Below are 17,878 nucleotides of genomic sequence, written 5' to 3'. Positions count from 1 at the left end.
CCGTACGGCCGCCCCTCCCCCTCCGACCTCCCGAACAGAGGATCGATCCCGATGACCACGCGCCCGGCACCACGACGTCCCGGCGGCGACGCGCTCCGCCGCATCGGCCACCCCGTCCCGGCGGACGACCTCGCCGACACCTCCCCGCACGCCTTCCCCGACGGCGGGCTCTGGCGGACCGAACTGCCTTCCGTCGAGGGCCCCGAGGCGCTCGGCGTCGTCCTCGCCGAGAGCGAGCGGCTCGACGTCCCCGTGCACCGGGTCAGCCAGGGCAGCGGCGTCTGGATGCTCACCGACGCCGAGATCACCGAGATGGTCGACGCCTGCGCCGCGCGCTCCGTGGAGCTCTGCCTGTTCACCGGCCCGCGCGGCACCTGGGACACCGGCGCCGCGACACGCACCGACTCCGGCGGGGCCGGGCTGCGCGCCCGCGGTCACGACGCACTCGCCGGTTGCGTCGAAGACGCCCTGCGCGCGGTCGAGTTGGGCGTACGGTGCCTGCTCGTCGCCGACGAGGGCGTCCTGTGGACCCTGCACCGACTGCGTACCGAAGGAGTCCTCCCCGGCGACACGACCTTCAAGGTGTCCGCACTGATCGGCCCGGTCAACCCGGCGGCCTTCGCCGTCCACGAACGGCTGGGCGCCGACTCGCTCAACGTGCCCTCCGACCTGACGCTCGCGCACCTCACGGAGATCCGCCGGGTCAGCCGGGCCCCCATGGACCTGTACGTCGAGGCCCCCGACGACCTGGGCGGCTACGTCCGGATGTACGAGGCGGCCGAGCTGATCCGCCGGGGCGCGCCGCTGTACCTGAAGTTCGGCCTGAGCCGGGCGGCCGGGATCTACCCCTACGGCGCCCACCTACGGGACCAGGCCCTCGCCACGGCCCGCGAACGCGTCCGGCGCGGCCGCCTCGTCCTCGACCTGCTGGCCCGCCACGGCGCCGACGGAGGCATGTCCCCCCTGGGCTCCAGGGCCCCGGGCCCCCTCACCCGCTTCCCGGCCGACACCGCCTGACGACCACTCATGCCCACCGCCCGGATCAGCCGCCGCCCAGGGCCATGAGGAACCGGGTCTGCGCGTCGTCCCGCCCTGCACACATGCGTGGGACCGCGATGAGGGCGGCCGAGGCCCGGCACCAATCCAGTGCACGACGTGGAGAGAGGCCAGGAACCAGCGCGGCCAGCTCCTCGGTCCTCTGCTCCAGCACGGCTGGATCTGCAACTCCTTCAAGTAGCCAGTCCACAGCGTCGTAGTCCGGGTCGCCCCACGTCGGCCTGGGATCGATCGCCACCATGCGGGCGCCCGGACCGGACAGCACGTTGGCCGGATGAAGATCACCATGCACGAGTCCCACAGACCCGCTGGCCGCAAGCTCCAGGGCAGCCGCCCGCGCCCGGCTGAGCACCGTCGGGGCCACCACGCCGCTCGCGCCCGCCGCCGCCAGCCTGCGATCAGCCAGATCGAACAGGAAGTCGATCCGATGCGAGAGCGGCCGTAGTGCCGAGTGCACCCCTGGCACGGGAGGCGAGGCCCGCAGGTCTCGCAGCAGGGCCGCGGCCTCGGGCAGGCTCCAAGCCAGCTGCCGCACCGGCACTCCCGGTTGCACATCGTCCAGCAGCAGGGCTCCCGCTGCGAGGTCTACTGCCAGCAGATCGACGACCGACGGCGCATCCGCCCAGAGCCGCAGAGCTTCGGCCTCCTCGCGGGCGATCAAGGGCTCCGGCGTGAGCTTCAGCCACACCGTGGCACCCGTGTCATTCCGAAGGCATCGGAACACCCGCGAGGTGCCTCCGCCACCCGCCGCGACAACATCCAGATGCCAACGAGTAGCGAATTCCTGGACAAGAGCCGGCAACTCCTCACACCAGCCGAGCACATCGGCACCGAACCGAACGACGAACCGTTCCCGGACCTCGGGTGCCACGCAGGCCAGCTCTCTCAACACGCCCTCCCAGGTGGTCGATGCAGTTCCCACGCATCCTAGGAGACCGTCAGCGCGCAACCGCAGGGAGCTCGGCAGCCACGGCGGCCGGCCTCCGTTTGACGACCCGGTCGAATACGCAGGGCCGTGACCAGCACATGACCATGCCTCAAACCCACACCGCTTTGACCACGGCGTGGCCTGCCGAAGCCGCCCGCCCGTAGAACCCTTGGAGTTCTCGGTGATGATCGAGGAGTTCCTGGCCGGTCCAGCCGCGAGCGTTGAACCTGGCACCGACGACGTTCCAGAGCTCGTTGACGGCGTCCCAGCCCTTGTTCATCGACCAGGTGACGCCCGCTGCGTACTCGGCTACGTGGTCCTCCCAAGCCTCGGACATGAACGCGGCGAGCCAGGTGTGGTCGTCCTGGAGCTCGCCCTCAGCCACGGCGCGAAGGTGCAGGTAGATGCTCACTCAACGAATCCCCCAGCTCGACGACCCACCTGTCGGGCCGGACCGACAGAATGTATTCGAGAGCACTGACAACCGCGCGCCGTCGATATCGACCCAGGCCATCCGGGCCCCGTCCCTCAGCCGACGACCTCCGGTTCCGGCTCCGCGAGGAGGTCGTCGACGATGGTGAGGCGGGTTTCGGGGAAGTACTCGAGGATCGCCTCGCGCATCATCGCCTCACCCTCCGGGTCGGGGGTTCCGCACGTCGCGCGGGTCTCGCGGTCGGGCCAGCGGGCGTACGCCACCCAGGTCCCGTCGTCCGCCTTGTGGAGCCGGGAGCCGTAGCTGCCGCACTCCTGGTGGATCGCCATGGTCACCCGGTGCCAGCCGTCGATGAGCAGCTGCTCCTTGCCCGGCCTCACCCGCCACCGGTACACCATCGCGAACATCGCTCCGCCTCCCTCGTCACGGCGACGGCGCCCGCGCCGCCCCTGCGGGCACTGAACTATACCGATCAGTTCACTGTCAAGACTGAACGGTTCAATCGCTCGGCGACCGGTTCCGGCGTCGAAGCGCTTCGATATCCCGGGTGTTCTCCATCTGGACACGTCAACTCCCCAGCGTTACGGTCGGTCCGGGTCGCCGAAGCGATCACTCGACGGGCCGCGTCGAAGCGATTCACTCTGGACGCACCACCGTCCTGGCCGCGGGGAGAACGGATGGTCACGCTTGTCGAAGTCGCCCGCCACGCCGGTGTGTCGGCGAGCACGGTCAGCTATGTGCTCAGCGGCAAGCGCCCCATCTCCGACCTGACCCGGCGGCGGGTTCGGGACAGCATCGAGCAGCTCGGTTACCAGCCGCACGCGGGCGCAAGGGCGTTGGCCAGCAGCCGGTCGCGGATCATCGCGCTGATGGTGCCGCTGCGGACCGACATGTACGTGCCGGTGATGCTGGAGATCGCGGTCGCCGTCGCCACCGCCGCCCGGGCGCACGGCTACGACGTCCTGCTGCTGACCGGCGAGGAGGGCCCCGCGGCGCTGCGCCGGGTCACCGGCAGCGGGCTCGCCGAGGCGGTGATCCTCATGGACGTCCAACTCGACGACGAGCGGCTGCCGGTGCTGCGTGCGGCGGGCCCGCCCGCCGTTCTCGTAGGGCTGCCGGGCGATCCCTCCGGACTCAGCTGCGTCGACCTGGATTTCGCCGCGGCGGGCGCGCTGTGCGTGGAGCACCTGGCCGGCCTCGGGCATCGGGAGATCGCCGTGATCGGGGAGGCCCCCGGCGTGTACGCCCGGCACACCGGCTTCGCCGAGCGGACGCTGCGCGGCCTGCGCGACCGGGCGGCCGAGCTCGGCGCCGGGCTTCTGCACCGGCCCTGCGAGGGCGGACACGACGCGGTCGCGGGGGTCCTGGCCCGGGTCTTCGACGAGCGGCCAGGAGTCAGCGCCTTCGTCGTGCAGAACGAGACGGCCGTCGAGCCGCTGCTCGCGCTCCTGCGGCGGACGGGCCGGGCCGTGCCCGAGGACGTGTCGGTCGTCGCCGTCTGCCCGGAGCCGGTCGCCGCGCAGGCCTCGGTGCCGCTCACCTCGGTGGCGATCCCCGCCCAGGAGCTGGGTCGCCGGGCCGTCGAGCGGTTGATCACGGAGCTGTCCGCCCGGCCCGGGGACGGCGGGCCGGAGGTCGGCGGGCCGAGGGCCGGCGGGCCGAGGGGCGGCCGGCCAGGGGACGACGGGGCAGGGGCCGGCGCCTCGCCGGCGCCGGGCGTCGAGCTCCTCACTCCAGTCCTGACGGTCCGGGACAGCTCCGGTCCGGCGCCTGCGAGTCGCGGTGGGGTCAGGAACTGACGACCCGTTCCTCGCCCGCGCGCAGGACGAGCCGGGTCGCCCCCGCGGGGCTCCGGAGCTCGACCGTCGCGTCCCGGTCCGGCCGCAGGACCGCACGGTACTCCCCCGGCGACCATGCCAGGTCGACGCGCGCGCCGAACCGGGTCCGGACACCCGTGAGCCGGCCGCGCGGGCAGGCGGCGGGCGGTGCGGGCAGGAGCACGAGCCGGGCGGGCGTCGACTGCACGAGGGCCTCGATCAGGAGGGCCGGCAGGGTGTGCGACGCGTCCGCGTTGTAGACGTCGCGGCCCGGATAGTGCGCGCTCATGAGCGAGTCGTGGAAGTAGTCCCCGGCGAGCACCCGGGCGAGGGCGTCCCCGGTGCGGTCGGCGTCCCCGAGCCGCGCGGCGACCAGGCCGTGGTGGAGGTGTCCGTGCGCCGAGTCGTTCTCGCTGCCACGGAGTTCGAGGGCACGGTGGGCGGCCCGGGCGAGGTCCGGGGTGTCGTACGGGTTGATCTCGTCCAGCGGCCAGACCGGGTACAGGTGGCTCAGGTGCCGGTGGTCGTAGCGGTCGCCGAGGCCGGGGCGGGCCCATTCGGCGAGCGCCCCCTCGTCGTTGACCCGGTAGGGCGGCAGCCGGTCGGCGAGCACCCGGAGCCGGTCGGCGTCCGGGGCCGGGGCGCGGTCGGCGGCGGAGCGCAGGGCGTGCCGGGCGGCGGCGATGTCCATGGTGGCGTCGACCGCGCCCCAGCTGCCGCCGCGGGGACGGTTCTCCGGGGAGTAGGAGGGGACGATCACGATGCGGCCGTCGGGTCCGGTGCGGGTGAGGAAGTCCTCGTAGAACCGGGCGAGTTCGGTGAGGATCGCGCTGACGCGCGGGTCGTGCCGGCCGTTCGCCTCCTCGTGGGCGAGGAGCGGGACGAGCAGCCAGTCGGCGCCGGCGGTCCACAGGTGGAGGGGGTACTCGCGGCTGAAGTGGTACGAGTGCCCCGAGGCGCCGTCCGTGTGGGCGGGGGCGACGATGCCCCGGGCGCCGAAGACCTCCCGGGCGTTGTCCCGCCAGTCCGCCAACTGCCCTGCGACGAGGGCCCTGTGGGCCTCCGTCACCTCGGGTAGGTCGGCGGCGACGGCGGAGGAGGTCTGGAGGTTGAGGTTGGCGTCGGTGGTGAACGCCCCCGACCAGGCGGTGTTCCAGTCGCCCGTCCACAGGCCGGTGAGTCGGGGTGGCAGGAGGCCCGAGGAGGAGAGCAGGTGGTAGCGGCCGGCGGCGAAGAGGCGCTCCAGGAGGGCGGCGCTGTCGGGGCGGCCGAGCAGGGCGGAGCCGGGCAGGGCCCGCTCGGTCGCGTCCCCTCCGAGGTCGAGGGCGACGCGCCCGTAGGCGAGGCCGTGCAGCGCGGTGTGCCGGGCGAGGAGGGCGGCGTACCCGGCAGCGAGCGACGCCGGGCTGCCGGCCAGCGCGCGCAGGGCCTCCGCCTCCCGTTCGACGACGGTCGTGCCTCCGTCCTCGTCCCGCCGGACCCGGGTGAGGAGCAGCAGGTGTCGGGCGCCCTCGATCCGTACGCCCGAGGCGGTGACCGCGGTGCGTCCGGCGTCGGCGAGGACGAGCGTGAGGCCCGTGTAGCCGTGCGGGTTGTCCGGGTAGCGGGCCCGCAGGGTGAGGACGGTCTCGCGGCCGGCGGTGGCGATGCCGCGCCCGGTGCCGAGGTCTGCGGGGACGCCGGGCAGTCGGTGGTCCAGGTCGATCTCGACGACCGAGCCGGGTTCGGAGACGTACTGGACGAGGACGTCGTCCGCGCGCGAGGCGAAGACCTCGCCGCGGCGCTTCCCGCACCTGCCGGAGACCACCCCGGTGGTGTAGTCGACGGAGCGGTGGACCGCCTGGCCGGGGTCAGGGGTCGGCCGCCGGACGCGGGTCTGGAACGCGGGGTGGAAGGGGCGGACCCAGCGCAGCGGACGGCCGTCCGTGAAGCGTTCGGCCGCGGTCGAGTCCCCGGCGAGCAGGGCGTCCTGGAGGGCGGGAAGGGCCGCGGCCAGGCGGGGCGGTGCGGTGTCGGCGGGGGTGTTGTTCGGCCGTACGAGGGTGTGGTGGGTGACGATCACCCGGTCGTCGTCGGGGTCGCCGTACACGAGGCCGCCGTGCCGGCCGTTCCCGGTGGGGAAGGCGTCCTCCCAGCGGGCGGCGGGCGCGGGCTCCCAGGTGCCGTGGATCACGGGCGCTCCTCCCCCGGCGCGCGCGGGTGTTCCTCCAGGACGGCGGCGCCGAACCGGTCCAGCTTCACGGCCCCCTCCGTCACGGTCCCGGTGAGGAGGTCGCGGTGGCGGCCGGGCAGTGGCACCGTGACGGGGGCATTCCCGTGGTGGAGGAGGAAGAGCAGCTCGCCGCGGCGGACGGCCTCGACGCCCTCGGGCAGGCCGTCGAGGACCGGTCGCACGCCGGCCGCGCGCGCGACGGAGGCGAGCAGCCCGCTGAGGGCGGCGGGCTCGGGGAGCGTGGAGACGTACCAGGCGCGGCCGCTGCGGAGGATCGCGGGCCGTCCGTCGAGTTCGCCGCCCCGGTAGGCGGCGACGGTCTCGGCGCCCGCTGCCGGGGTGAGCTCCTCGGACCAGAGGGTGCCGTGGAAGGTGCCGCAGTCGGCGCGCTCGCCCTCGTCGAGAGGCCACCACTCCTGGAGCAGGTCGATGCCGAGGAGCTCCCTGAGCCGGGCGTCCATGCCGCCGGGGCGGACCCGGCCGTCCCGGTCGGCGATGCCGGTGAGGAAGCCGCAGACGAGGGTGCCGCCGCCGCGCACGTACGCGAGGAGGTTCTCGATCGCCGGGTCGTCGAGGAGGTGGAGGTGAGGGACGAGGACGAGCCGGTGGCCGCTCAGGTCGTGGTGCGGATGGGCGAAGGAGGCGGGGAGGTGGGCGTCCCAGAGGGCGCGGTGCCAGGCGCGGACGAGTTCGGCGTGGTCGACGCGGCGGGAGAGCGCCCCGTCCCCCGGCTCGGCCCACCAGGAGTTCCAGTCGTGGAGGAGGGCGATCCGGGTGGACACGCGGCTTCCCGCGACGCGGGGGCCGAGGGTGGCGAGGTCCTCGCCGATGCGGACGGTCTCGCGGAAGACCCGGCCGCGTTCGCCGGCGTGGCCGAGCATGCCGGAGTGGAAGGCCTCCGCTCCCTGGCGGGACTGGCGCCACTGGAAGTAGCAGACGGCGTCGGCGCCGTGGGCGACGGACTGGAGTGCCCAGAGACGGTTGAGGCCCTCCGGCTTGGGGTGGTTCACGGTCCGCCAGTTGACCGCTCCGGCGGCCTGCTCCATGACCGCCCACGGCCGGCCGCCGGCCTCGGAGCGCGTCAGGTCGCCGATCATCGCGTTGTACTGGCCGGCGCACGGGTCCCGGGGGTCGGGGTAGACGTCGACGGAGACGACGTCCTCCTCGGCGGCCCACGCCCAGCCGTCCTGACCGGACCAGAAGGGCATGAAGTTGGTGGTCACAGGGAGGTGCGGGGTGTGGCGGCGGACGATGTCGCGTTCCGCGCGGTAGCACTCCAGGAGCAGGTCGGAGGTGTAGCGCCGGAAGTCGAGCAGGTGCGCCGGATTCTTCAGGTAGTGGGCGCGGCGGGGTGGCAGGACCTCCTCCCACTCGCCGTACCGCTGGCCCCAGAAGTCTGTGCCCCAGGCGGTGTTGAGGGCTTCGAGGGTGCCGTACCGGTCGGTCAGCCAGCGCCGGAAGGTGCGGGCGGCCTCGTCGCCCCAGTCGTGGGTGCAGTACTCGTTGTTGATGTGCCACATGGTCAGGGCGGGGTGGTCGGCGTAGCGGGCGGCGAGGTCCTCGGTGATCGCGGCCGCGTGGCGCCGGTAGGCCTCGCTGGAGTGGGAGAAGTGCTGGCGGGAGCCCCACCACTCGGTCCTGCCGTCCTCGTCGCGGGGCAGCGACTCGGGGTGGAGGCGCCCCAGCCACGGCGGGGGTGAGGAGGTGGGGGTGGCGAGGACGACGCCGATGCCGTGGGCGTGCATCAGGTCCATGACCCGGTCGAGCCAGCCGAACTCGCGTGCTCCCGGGGTGGGTTCGATGCGGGCCCAGGAGAAGACGCCGAGAGTGACGGAGGTGACTCCGGCCTCCCGCATGAGCCGGGCGTCCTCGGCCCAGGTCTCCTCGGGCCACTGCTCGGGGTTGTAGTCGCCGCCGTACAGCAGCCGGGGCGGGCGTCCGGGCGGGCGGGTGAGGTCGTCGAGCCTTGCCATCGGGCGGTCTCTCCGTAAGAGGGTGGGGGGCGGGCGGGTCAGCCCTTGACGGCGCCGGTCAGCATGCCCTTCCTGAAGTGCTTCTGGACGAAGGGCGAGAGGACGGCGACGGGCAGGAGCGCGAGGACCATGACGGCCATCTGGACGGCGAGCCCGGAGAGGTTCCCGGCCCTGACCGCCTGGCCGAGGCCGACCGGGATCTCCTGCTTCTGGACGAGCTGGATGAGGACGTTCTGCAGCGGCATCATGTTCTGGTCGCTGAGGTAGATGGAGGCGTTGAACCAGGCGCTCCAGTAACCGACCGCGTAGAAGAGGGTGATGACGGCGATCACCGCCCGGGAGAGCGGCATCACGATCGTCCAGAGGATCCGCAGGTCACCCGCGCCGTCGATCCGTGCGCTGTCGACGAGTTCGGGCGAGATGCCCATGAAGAAGCCACGCAGGACGAGGATGTTGAAGACGCTGACGGCGCTCGGCAGGATCAGCGCGAGATAGGTGTCGGTGAGGCCGAGAGTCTGGACGAGCAGGTACGTGGGGATGAGGCCGGCGCCGAAGAACATCGTGGCCATCAGCGCGAGCAGGATGAAGCGGTGCCCCAGGGAGCCGGGCCGGGACAGCCCGTACGCGCAGAGGATCGACACGGTCATCGAGAAGAGGGTGCCGGTCAGGGTGACGAGGACGCTGACGACGGCCGCCCGGGTGACCTGGCCGCCGCCCAGGAGCTCCTGGTAGGCGATGAGGGTGAGGTCCCTCGGGACGACCACCAGCCCACCGGCCTCCGTGATCGCCTTCTTCGTCGAGAGGCTGGTGACGACCACGATCCACAGCGGTACGAGGACCGCGAGGCAGGAGGCGGCCAGGAGCAGGCCCTTCGCCGCGAGGCCGGCCCGGCCGGGCGGCTCCTCCCAGACGGGGCGGGCGGGCGCCGCCCACCGGGCGGTGAGGCGCTGGGTCATTTCCGGTACACCCCCTGCTCGCCCATGAGATGGGCGGCCTTGTTCGCGGAGAGCACCAGCACCAGGCCGACGACTCCCTTGATGAGCCCGGCGGCGGCCGCGTAGCTGAAGTCCTGGCTGCGCAGGCCGGTCCACCACACGAAGGTGTCGAGGACCTCGGCCGCCCCGGGTCCGACGGCGTCGCGCTGGAGCAGCAGCTGTTCGAAGCCGACGGTGAGCGCGTCGCCGACGCGCAGGACGAGCAGCAGCGCGATCACGGGCCGGAGCGCGGGCAGGGTGACGTGCCACATCCGGCGCCACCGGCCGGCGCCGTCCATGGCGGCGGCCTCGTACAGGTCCTGGTTGACGGCGGCGAGCGCGGCGAGGAAGACGATGACGCCCCAGCCCGCGTCCTTCCAGATGCCCTCGGCGGTGACGAGGAACTTGAAGACCGCCGGGTCGGTCATGAGGTCGAAGCCCTCGTAGCCGTGCTGCCGGAGGGTCTGGGCGATGATGCCGGCGCCGCCGAGGATCTGCTGGAAGACCGTGATGACGAGCACCCAGGAGAAGAAGTGCGGCAGGTACAGGACGGCCTGGACGACCGCGCGGACCCGGGGCCGCAGCACGCTGTTGACGAGCAGGGCGAGCCCGATGGGCACCGGGAAGAACAGCACCAGCTGGAGCAGGAAGAGGACGAAGGTGTTCTCGACGGCGTGCCAGAACGACGGGTCGGCGAAGACCCGCTCGAACTGGGCGAGGCCGACCCAGGGGCTCTCCAGCATCGCGGTGACGCCGTTGGTGGAGACGTACGGGTCGTAGTCCTGGAAGGCGACGACGTTCCCCAGGATCGGGACGTAGTGGAAGACCACGACGAGGACGAGCGCGGGCACGGTCATGAGCAGGAGGGTCCGGTCGCGCCGGAACCGCCGGCCGAGCGGGACGCGCCCGTCGGTCCGGCTCCGGTGCCGGTCGGTCCGCCGGGCCCGTCGCCGGTCGGTCCGCCGTCCGGTCTGCCGGTCGGCCTTCCGGTCGCTCGGTCGGTGCCGGCGGCCCGTGCGGCGCCGCGAGCGCTCGTCGGGTGCCCCCGTGGCCGGTTCCGGCGCCTCGGTGTCGAGCGTGCTCACCGTCAGCTCGCCGCGGAACCGTTGGCGTCGAGGAGCTTCTTGTACCAGTCGCGCAGGTCGTCGCCGCCCTTGGTCTTCCACTCGGAGACGGCCTGCTGCATGTCGGACACCTTCTTGCGGCCCCGGACGATGTCCTTCTCCAGCTGCTCGAAGTCGTTCATGAGGCCGGTCCACTGGGACGGTTCGCTGATCGTCATCCCGTAGAAGGAGGACTTCGACGTCACGGCCCCCATGCGCTGCTGCCACTCGATCATGGCCCGGGTGACGTCGGGGGTGTCGGGGTGTGCCACGTAGGGCGCGGGGCCGGCGAGGAACAGCCAGGAGCTGCTGACCTCCTGGTTGCCCTTGTCGGTCTTGACCGGCAGGCCGTCCTTGACGGTGTGGTGGACGCCCTCGACGCCGTAGTCGGTGAGCATCCGCTCCTTGGTGCCGTAGGGAGCGGCGGTGAAGTCGGCGATGGCCAGGGCGTCTTCGACGACCGCCTTGGAGCTGCCCTTGCGCACGAAGGCCCAGATGTTGGCGGGGTTGGTGGCCCACAGCTTCGGACTGCCGCCCGCGTGGCCGGGGATGTCCATGGCGGCCATGGCGAACGACGGGTTCTGCGCGGCCTGTTCGGAGGTCTTGGCGTACCAGTGGGAGAGGTCGTTGTTGTAGACGAGGCACTGGCCGGCGGTGAAGCGGAGACTGGTGTCGCCCTGGTTCTGGGTCTTCTCGTCGGGGTGGACGACTCCGGCGTCGTAGAGCTTGCGGGTCCACGCCAGGGCTTCGAGGTACTCGGGGGTCTCGATGCGGTTGACGAGCTTGCCGTCGAGGAGGTGCCAGCCGAGCGCCTTGTCGCTCCCGGAGAGCACGCCGAACATGTTGTAGGCGGTCCAGGTCATGTCGCCGCAGGCCCACACCTTCGCCTTGGCGCTGGTGATCTCCTTGGCGAGGGCAAGGAACTCGTCGGCGCTCGCGGGGAGTTGCCAGCCCTTCGCGTCGAAGAGGTCCTTGCGGTAGAAGGGCGCGATGTTCGTGACGTACGAGGCGGGCATGGGCAGGCCGCGGAGCTTCCCGCCGAAGATGGAGCGCTGCCAGGCGTCGGTGGGGACGGCCGCGAGGTTGGGGTAGGCCTTGACCTTGTCGCCGGAGAGGTACGGGCCGAGGTCCTCGAACTTGGCGTTGATCGCGCTCGGGATCTTGCCGCCGAGGTTCCAGCCGGGGACGACGACCACGTCGGGTATCTCGCTGGAGGCGAGGACCGCGCCGAGCTTCTGGTCGTAGACGTTGCCGTCCTGGTTCTGCCAGGTCGCCCGGACGCCGATGGCCTCGTTCATGGCCTCGTAGTACGGGTTGTCGGAGGCCGGCGGGGGTCCCCAGAAGGGGGCCATGATCGTGAGCGCGCCGCCCTTGCCCTTCTTCGCGGCGACCGAGGCCTTGAGTTCGGCGGCCGGGATCGCGCGGGTGAAGCCGGCGGCGGAGCCGTTCTTCGGCGCGATGTCGGGGGCGACGACGACGCTCGCCGCGAACGCCGGGAGGATCTTCGCCGCGTCCTTCCCGGTGGTGGTGCCGTCCTTCTTCCCGGCGCCCGTGTCACCGCCGCCGCAGGCAGCGAGCAGCGGCGTCCCGCCGGCCACCGCGGCGGCGGCGACGGCGGTGGAGGCGAGGAAGCCCCTGCGGGTCTGCCCGGACTCTCCCCGGGTCGGTGTGGAGTCGCCCCGGTTCGCGGTGGAGTCGCTCGGGGTGGATCTCCGGGAGCCCGTGGAGACGGCGTTCGGCGTCATTGCGTCAACCCTTCATGGCACGCGCCAGGACATACGGCGGCCGAGAGGCCGCCGGGCGGCTGCGGTGGTGGAGGTGGAGCGGGCGGGGCGGAGCCCCGGGGCGCCGTCGACCATCAAGTCGAAGCGCTTCGACATTGCTGCGAGGTTAAGTGAACGTCACAGGCGCGGCAAGAGTCGTCCCCGAGTTTCTCGGGCTTCCCATCCAGGCACCTGCGCCTCAAATGACCCTGGGGGTAAGGGAAGTGGGCCATCATGACTCCTTGACACCCACTCGCCGCCCACGGAGCATCGAAGCGCTTCGAAACTCTCCCCGCCCTCCTCTGCCAAGGGACTCCCACGTGACCGCACACCGGCCGCCCTTCCGTGACCCGGCCCTGCCCGTCGCCCGGCGCGTCGACGACCTGCTCGACCGGCTCACCGCCGACGAACGCCTCGCCCTGCTCCACCAGTTCACGCCCGGCGTCGAGCGCCTGGGCCTCGCCGCCTTCCGCACCGGGCAGGAGGCCCTGCACGGCGTCGCCTGGTCGGGCCCCGCGACCGTCTTCCCGCAGGCCGTGGGGCTCGGCGCGAGCTGGCACACGGAGCTGGTCCGTCGGGTCGGCGAGGCGGTGTCCCGCGAGACCCGGGCGATGCGCGCCAAGGACGGGCGGGTCGGCCTCAACGTCTGGTCGCCGACGGTCAATCTGCTGCGCAACCCGCTGTGGGGCCGGGGCGAGGAGGGATACGCGGAGGACCCCGCGCTCACCTCCGCGATAGCGACCGCGTTCACCCGCGGGCTGCGCGGCGACCATCCGGTGTACTGGCGCACCGCCCCGGTCCTCAAGCACTGGCTCGCCCACAACAACGAGGCGGCGCGCGACACCTCCTCCGCGTCCGTACGCCCCCGCGTCCTGCGCGAGTACGACCTGCGGGCCTTCCGGGGCGCCGTCGAGGCGGGCGCGGTGGCCGGGGTGATGCCCGCGTACAACCTGGTCAACGGCCGGCCCAACCACCTCTCCCCGTATCTGGAGGAGGAGCTGCGGAACTGGACGGACCAGGAGCTGCTCGTCTGCTCCGACGCCGGCGCCCCGTCCAACCTGGCCGACTCCCAGGGTTACTTCGCCACGCACGAGGAGGCCCTGGCGGCCGCGCTGCGCGCCGGCGTCGACTCCTTCACCGACCACGGGACGGACGCCTCGGTGGTCCTGGGCCGGCTGCGCGGGGCGCTGGATCGCGGGCTGATCGACGGGGCGGACGTGGACCGGGCGGTACGGCGGCAGTTGACCGTGCGGTGCCTCCTCGGCGAGTTCGACCCGGAGCTCGACCCGTACGCGGACGAGAGCCGGTTCGACACCCCCGAGCACCGGGAGCTGGCCCGGGAGGCGGCGGAGGCGGCGGTCGTGCTGCTCAGGAACGAGCCGCTGGGCGAGGAGCCTCCGCTCCTGCCGGTCCCGGCGACGGAGGGGATCCGGATCGCCGTCGTCGGCCTGCTCGCGGACGCCGCCAAGCTGGACTGGTACAGCGGTTCGCTCCTCCACCGCTCCACCCCGCTCGACGGACTGCGGGACCGCTTCGGGCCGGAGCGGGTGACCTTCGCCGAGGGCGTGGACCGGATACGGCTGCGCACGGCGTCCGGCACCCGGCTGCGGGTGGCGGAGAGCGGGTCCCCCGGCTCGGACGGCAGCCAGGGCACGGTCCCTGACGTCGACGGCTCGCTCGACCCGGCCCTGATCGCCGGCCGCACCGACCTGCCGCCGCTCACCGCCGACGCGGAGGGCTCCGAGCTGGACCTGATCGACTGGGGCGACGGCGTGCTGACCCTGCGCGCCCCCGACGGCCGGTACCTGTCGGTGGCCGAGGACGGTTTCGTCCGCGCCTCGGCGGACGAGCCCGGTGGCTGGGTCGTCCAGGAGACCTTCCGGCTCGAAAGCCAAGAGGACGGGCACGGTCACCTCCTTCTGCACCTCGGGACGGGTGGCTACGTCTCTGTCGCCGCCGACGGCGTGAAGGTTGCCGCCGACCGCGGATCCGCCGAGGTGTTCTCGGTCGAGACCGTCGAGCGGGGCGAGGAGGCGGTCGCCCGGGCGGCGGCCGGCGCGGACGTGGTGATCGTCGTCGCGGGCAACGACCCGCACGTCAACGGGCGGGAGACCGAGGACCGCACGACGCTCGCGCTCCCCGCCCAGCAGGACCGGCTGTGGCGGGCCGCGCACGCCGCGAACCCCCGGACGGCGCTCGTCCTGGTCTCCTCCTACCCGTACGCGGTGCCGGACGCGGCCGCGACGCTCCCGGCCCTGCTGTGGACGGCGCACGGCGGCCAGGCGGCGGGCACGGCGCTCGCCCGGATCCTCGCCGGCGACGTCTCCCCGGCGGGCCGGCTCCCACAGACCTGGTACGCGGCCGACGCCGATCTGCCCGGGATGCTCGACTACGACGTGATCGGCGGGCGCCAGACGTACCTGTACTTCGACGGCGCGCCGCTCTACCCGTTCGGCCACGGCCTGTCGTACACGACCTTCGCGTACGAGGAGCTGACGGCCGCCGTCGACGGGGAGACGGTACGGATCTCCTGCACGGTGGCGAACACGGGCGCCGTCGCCTCCGACGAGGTCGTCCAGGTGTACGCGCGGGCCGTGGCCCCTTCCGTGCCGCGCCCGCACCGCGAGCTCCTCGCGCACGAGCGCGTCCACCTCGCCCCCGGTGCGTCCATCACTCTCGACTTCGCGGTGCCGCTGGAGTCGCTCGGGTTCTGGGACGTGGCGCGCGGCCGATGGACGGTCGAGACCGGCGCGTACGAGATCCAGGCGGGCGCGTCCAGCGCGGACCTGCGCCGCACGGTCCGCGTCGAGGTCTCGGGTACGGCTCCGGGCCCGCGCCCGGTCCTCGTGGACGGCCTCGCGGCGGCGGACTACGACGAGCAGTCGGGCACGGTGATCGTGGACCGTACGAAGGTCCGGGGCGACGCGGTGAGCCCGTCGTCACCCGACGGGCCCGGCACCCTCGTCTACCGCTGCTGCGACTTCGCGGACGGGGTGACGGAGGTGGCCGTCGCGGTGGCGGGAGAGGGCACGCTCGACCTGACACTCCCGGACGGCACCCTCCTGGCCCGCGTCGAGGTCCCGGACACGGGCGGCCCGTACGCCTACCGGACCGTCGGCGCCCCGTTCTTCACCCAGGACGTCGTGGACCTCCACGCCACCCTGCACGGCCCCCTGCGCCTGGCCCACCTGACGTTCACCGGCTGACCGGCCACCGAAGAGCGGCCCGGCACCGGACCCTAAGGTGCCGGGCCGCCCCCGTCACGAGCACCGCGCGGTGAGACTCAGGCTCCGCGCCTTCGCTTCTCGACGGCCTGGCGGACGTCGTCCCCCACCCGAGGTCGTCGACGACCCCCAGCCGACGAGTCCGCCGACGGCCACCGCCCGCCACCGGATCGATCCGCTGCCGGGCCCTGCTCACGCGCGGGCCAACCGTCACAGCAGGCCCTGCCGGAGATCTTTGATCATGGCCAATGAGGCCGCAGGGGAGAGGGCCTCCGCCGCAAGTCGATGGTAGGTCGCATTCAGGTAGGACAACGTGGCGCCCTCACGTTCCAGGTGACCTCTGGCCTGCGATTCGGTGTAGGCGAGCATGGACCGATCGGCCAAGGTCAGAAGGGTCAACGGCATGTGGGACGGACGCCTCTCTCCCATGCTGAACGGTGCCACCTGGACGAACGTGAACGGGCGCGCTGCCAATTCGACGAGGTGGTCGAGCTGCGCGGCCATGACTTCGGGGCCACCGACCATCTGACGGAGGCAACTCTCGTCCAACACGACGAAGTGCAGGGGCGGTCGCCGGCGGTCCAGAAGCTGCTGTCGCTCACACAGAAGGTCCACCCTCTGCACCGCCTGCTCGGCCGTGACGGATCCCCGCTCGACGTTGAACGCCGCCAGCACCTCCGCATACTCGACGGTCTGGCAAAGCCCCGGAACGACCCCGATGTCGAACATGCGAATCTCGACGGCCTGGCGCTCGTAGTGGACGTACTCGGGGAAGCCTTCCAGAAACACCCCGTCCCGCATCTTCCGCCACTCGCGCTCGAACGACGGGGCCGTTCCCGTCACACCGAGGGCGGAGTCGATCTCACGCGACAATTTGAGAGTTGGAGACCTGCGAGCGGTTTCGACAGCAGAGATGTGCTTTCCCGAGTACGAGGTTCGCGCCGCAAGGTCCTCCTGTTTCCAGCCTCGCTCCTCTCGCAGCCTGCGCAAACGTGCGCCGTATGCCGCCACGACCCCACTGTCCGGGTCCAGCTCCTTCCGATTGACCACAACTCTCCTTCTGGAGACATCGGTTGAAGATTTGAAGACCTCCCGAATATAGGTCACGCTGGGTGCTCCTGGTAGTGAGTCCACTACGGAGAGGAGCACCCACCCATGCCCGAAAGCGACCGCCCCGGCCCGACCCCCGACCTCGGCACGTTCATGGCAGCAGACACACCCGAGGGGAACCCCCGCCTCGGGAAGGTGACCGCCTGGGACGGCGAGGTCGTCCATCTGCAACGGCCCGGCGGGGGAACCGCGTGGACGGCGGCGCCGTCGCAGTTGCGCCCTCCGACCGGGGACGAGCACGCGCTGATCCGCGTGCTCAGCACCCCGGTCCCGGCGGCGACCCGCGTACACCAGGTCCGTCAGGAGCCCCCTGTGGTGCTGTCGGCGGACCCCCTGCCACCGGCCGTGCCGGTTCCGGGCTGCGCCACGTGCGCGGTCGCGGCCGAGCGGGAGCGGCACTGCCTCCGGGCGCACGACCATTCCGCGGCGGCGGACTTCCGGATCGAGATCCGCAACCACCCCCACGAGGGGCCGTGACGGTCGCGCCGGTCTACCGCTTGGTCAGGCACGGCGGACCGGAGTCCGAGCTCACCATGACCGCGCTCTGCATGGACGGCGGGTGCGCCTGGGAGTCGATGCCCACGCCACAGCCCGGGACCGGCGCGGCCGGCTGCGAGGGGCACACCGCGGCCACGGGGCACGCCACGTTCGCCGTCCGGCTGGAGTTCATCGCACTGGTGACCACCGACAGGACGGGCGAGGAAGGCAGTGGCCGGCACGCCACCGACGCCACCTCGCCTACGCGTCGGGGTCGCCGTCCTCCTGGCCCGGGGAGTACAGCGCGTTCTGCGCGTACTCCATGGCCTTCGTGAAGACGGGGTCGGTGAGGCGGCGGGTCATCTCCTGCTCGTCGACGTCCTCGATGTGGGTCTGGATCCACCAGAGGTTGCCGAAGGGGTCGCGGACGCGGCCGACGAGGTCGCCGAAGAAGAGGTGGGTGACCTCGGTGACGGAGGTGCCGCCCGCCTCGACCGCGCGCCGGTGGACGGCCCGCGCGTCGTCCACGTACAGCCGGACGAACGCGGGTGTCGGCGCCCAGCCGGGCGGGCTGTCGAAGGCCATGATCCGGCCGTCGCCGATCCGTAGTTCGGCGTGGCCGATCGTGCCGTCCTCCATCACGAACCGGCCCAGGTCCTCGGCGCCGAAGGCCCGCTCCAGGTAGTCGATCAGGCCGGCGGTGTCGGCCCCGATGATCCAGGGCGTGACGGTGGTGTAGCCCTCGGGGACGGCCCGGACGGGGGTGGCGGGTGTGGCGTGTGCGTCGTCGCTCATGTGGCCACGCTAG

At 72.4% G+C, this 17,878-nt stretch carries 16 protein-coding genes; 4 read left to right on the top strand and 12 right to left on the bottom strand.

Annotated features, from left to right (window positions below):
• Positions 1-51: 51 nt before the first annotated feature.
• A complete protein-coding gene (locus tag IE124_RS29455) occupies positions 52-1,017 on the top strand; it encodes a hypothetical protein (RefSeq protein WP_189512134.1) in 966 nt (321 codons plus the stop codon).
• Positions 1,018-1,042: 25 nt separating this feature from the next.
• On the opposite strand, the gene IE124_RS29450 is transcribed toward IE124_RS29455, so the two are convergent.
• The 3 genes from IE124_RS29450 to IE124_RS29440 all read right to left on the bottom strand — a co-directional run bounded on the left by IE124_RS29450 (position 1,043) and on the right by IE124_RS29440 (position 2,824).
• Positions 1,043-1,978, bottom strand: coding sequence for an aminoglycoside phosphotransferase family protein (locus IE124_RS29450; RefSeq protein ID WP_229832984.1), 936 nt, complete (start codon positions 1,976-1,978; stop codon positions 1,043-1,045).
• 115 nt (positions 1,979-2,093) lie between these two features.
• Positions 2,094-2,396 carry a hypothetical protein gene (locus tag IE124_RS29445; protein WP_189512132.1) on the bottom strand — a complete coding sequence of 101 codons (303 nt, stop codon included), beginning with the start codon at positions 2,394-2,396 and terminating at the stop codon, positions 2,094-2,096.
• A 116-nt stretch (positions 2,397-2,512) separates the two neighbouring features.
• The gene (locus tag IE124_RS29440) at positions 2,513-2,824 is read right to left on the bottom strand and encodes an NIPSNAP family protein (protein WP_229832982.1); all 312 of its coding nucleotides are present in this window, start codon (positions 2,822-2,824) and stop codon (positions 2,513-2,515) included.
• A 270-nt stretch (positions 2,825-3,094) separates the two neighbouring features.
• On the opposite strand from IE124_RS29440, the gene IE124_RS29435 reads away from it, so the two are divergent.
• Positions 3,095-4,216, top strand: a complete 1,122-nt coding sequence (locus IE124_RS29435) for a LacI family DNA-binding transcriptional regulator (protein ID WP_189512129.1) — start codon at positions 3,095-3,097, stop codon at positions 4,214-4,216.
• On the opposite strand, the gene IE124_RS29430 is transcribed toward IE124_RS29435, so the two are convergent.
• The 6 genes from IE124_RS29430 to IE124_RS35445 are packed head-to-tail and all read right to left on the bottom strand — an operon-like array spanning position 4,206 to position 12,376.
• Entirely contained in the window at positions 4,206-6,407 is a 2,202-nt protein-coding gene (locus IE124_RS29430; protein WP_189512127.1) for a glycosyl hydrolase family 95 catalytic domain-containing protein, read from the bottom strand. The genes IE124_RS29435 and IE124_RS29430 overlap by 11 nt on opposite strands.
• Positions 6,404-8,419, bottom strand: coding sequence for a beta-galactosidase (locus IE124_RS29425; RefSeq protein ID WP_189512125.1), 2,016 nt, complete (start codon positions 8,417-8,419; stop codon positions 6,404-6,406). The genes IE124_RS29430 and IE124_RS29425 overlap by 4 nt, the downstream gene beginning before the upstream one ends.
• Positions 8,420-8,457: 38 nt before the next feature.
• Complete coding sequence (locus tag IE124_RS29420; protein ID WP_189512123.1) at positions 8,458-9,375, bottom strand: carbohydrate ABC transporter permease; 918 nt, start codon at positions 9,373-9,375, stop codon at positions 8,458-8,460.
• Positions 9,372-10,478 (bottom strand): ABC transporter permease, encoded by a 1,107-nt coding sequence (locus tag IE124_RS29415; protein ID WP_229832981.1) that lies wholly within the window; start codon positions 10,476-10,478, stop codon positions 9,372-9,374. The genes IE124_RS29420 and IE124_RS29415 overlap by 4 nt, the downstream gene beginning before the upstream one ends.
• Positions 10,479-10,480: 2 nt before the next feature.
• Entirely contained in the window at positions 10,481-12,241 is a 1,761-nt protein-coding gene (locus IE124_RS29410) for a type 2 periplasmic-binding domain-containing protein (RefSeq protein ID WP_189512121.1), read from the bottom strand.
• A gap of 12 nt (positions 12,242-12,253) precedes the next feature.
• Positions 12,254-12,376: a hypothetical protein gene (locus tag IE124_RS35445; protein ID WP_268246760.1), complete on the bottom strand. Its 123-nt coding sequence runs from the start codon at positions 12,374-12,376 to the stop codon at positions 12,254-12,256.
• Positions 12,377-12,579: 203 nt separating this feature from the next.
• On the opposite strand from IE124_RS35445, the gene IE124_RS29405 reads away from it, so the two are divergent.
• A complete protein-coding gene (locus IE124_RS29405; RefSeq protein ID WP_189512119.1) occupies positions 12,580-15,465 on the top strand; it encodes a glycoside hydrolase family 3 C-terminal domain-containing protein in 2,886 nt (961 codons plus the stop codon).
• A gap of 228 nt (positions 15,466-15,693) precedes the next feature.
• Here the strand turns inward: IE124_RS29405 and IE124_RS29400 are convergent, their stop codons facing one another.
• Positions 15,694-16,590, bottom strand: coding sequence for a helix-turn-helix domain-containing protein (locus IE124_RS29400; protein ID WP_229832980.1), 897 nt, complete (start codon positions 16,588-16,590; stop codon positions 15,694-15,696).
• 48 nt (positions 16,591-16,638) lie between these two features.
• Between IE124_RS29400 and IE124_RS29395 the strand changes: the two genes are divergently transcribed.
• Positions 16,639-17,070, top strand: coding sequence for a hypothetical protein (locus tag IE124_RS29395; protein WP_189512313.1), 432 nt, complete (start codon positions 16,639-16,641; stop codon positions 17,068-17,070).
• 13 nt (positions 17,071-17,083) lie between these two features.
• On the opposite strand, the gene IE124_RS29390 is transcribed toward IE124_RS29395, so the two are convergent.
• Both IE124_RS29390 and IE124_RS29385 read right to left on the bottom strand, forming a co-directional pair.
• Complete coding sequence (locus IE124_RS29390) at positions 17,084-17,317, bottom strand: hypothetical protein (protein WP_189512115.1); 234 nt, start codon at positions 17,315-17,317, stop codon at positions 17,084-17,086.
• Between the two features lie 14 nt (positions 17,318-17,331).
• A complete protein-coding gene (locus tag IE124_RS29385; protein ID WP_189512113.1) occupies positions 17,332-17,865 on the bottom strand; it encodes a VOC family protein in 534 nt (177 codons plus the stop codon).
• Positions 17,866-17,878: the final 13 nt, after the last annotated feature.

The sequence above is a fragment of the Streptomyces narbonensis genome (assembly GCF_014649015.1).
GTDB classification, from domain to species: domain Bacteria; phylum Actinomycetota; class Actinomycetes; order Streptomycetales; family Streptomycetaceae; genus Streptomyces; species Streptomyces narbonensis.
The sequence above is the reverse complement of the archived record's forward strand: the minus strand, read 5'-3'. Positions and strand labels throughout refer to the sequence as shown.

Coding starts and splice junctions, on each gene's coding strand:
- IE124_RS29455 (WP_189512134.1), top strand. CDS start 52: ATGACCACGCGCCCGGCACCACGACGTCCCGGCGGCGACGCGCTCCGC.
- IE124_RS35445 (WP_268246760.1), bottom strand. CDS start 12,376: ATGTCGAAGCGCTTCGACTTGATGGTCGACGGCGCCCCGGGGCTCCGC.
- IE124_RS29395 (WP_189512313.1), top strand. CDS start 16,639: ATGCCCGAAAGCGACCGCCCCGGCCCGACCCCCGACCTCGGCACGTTC.
- IE124_RS29440 (WP_229832982.1), bottom strand. CDS start 2,824: ATGTTCGCGATGGTGTACCGGTGGCGGGTGAGGCCGGGCAAGGAGCAG.
- IE124_RS29435 (WP_189512129.1), top strand. CDS start 3,095: ATGGTCACGCTTGTCGAAGTCGCCCGCCACGCCGGTGTGTCGGCGAGC.
- IE124_RS29410 (WP_189512121.1), bottom strand. CDS start 12,241: ATGACGCCGAACGCCGTCTCCACGGGCTCCCGGAGATCCACCCCGAGC.
- IE124_RS29420 (WP_189512123.1), bottom strand. CDS start 9,375: ATGACCCAGCGCCTCACCGCCCGGTGGGCGGCGCCCGCCCGCCCCGTC.
- IE124_RS29425 (WP_189512125.1), bottom strand. CDS start 8,419: ATGGCAAGGCTCGACGACCTCACCCGCCCGCCCGGACGCCCGCCCCGG.
- IE124_RS29385 (WP_189512113.1), bottom strand. CDS start 17,865: ATGAGCGACGACGCACACGCCACACCCGCCACCCCCGTCCGGGCCGTC.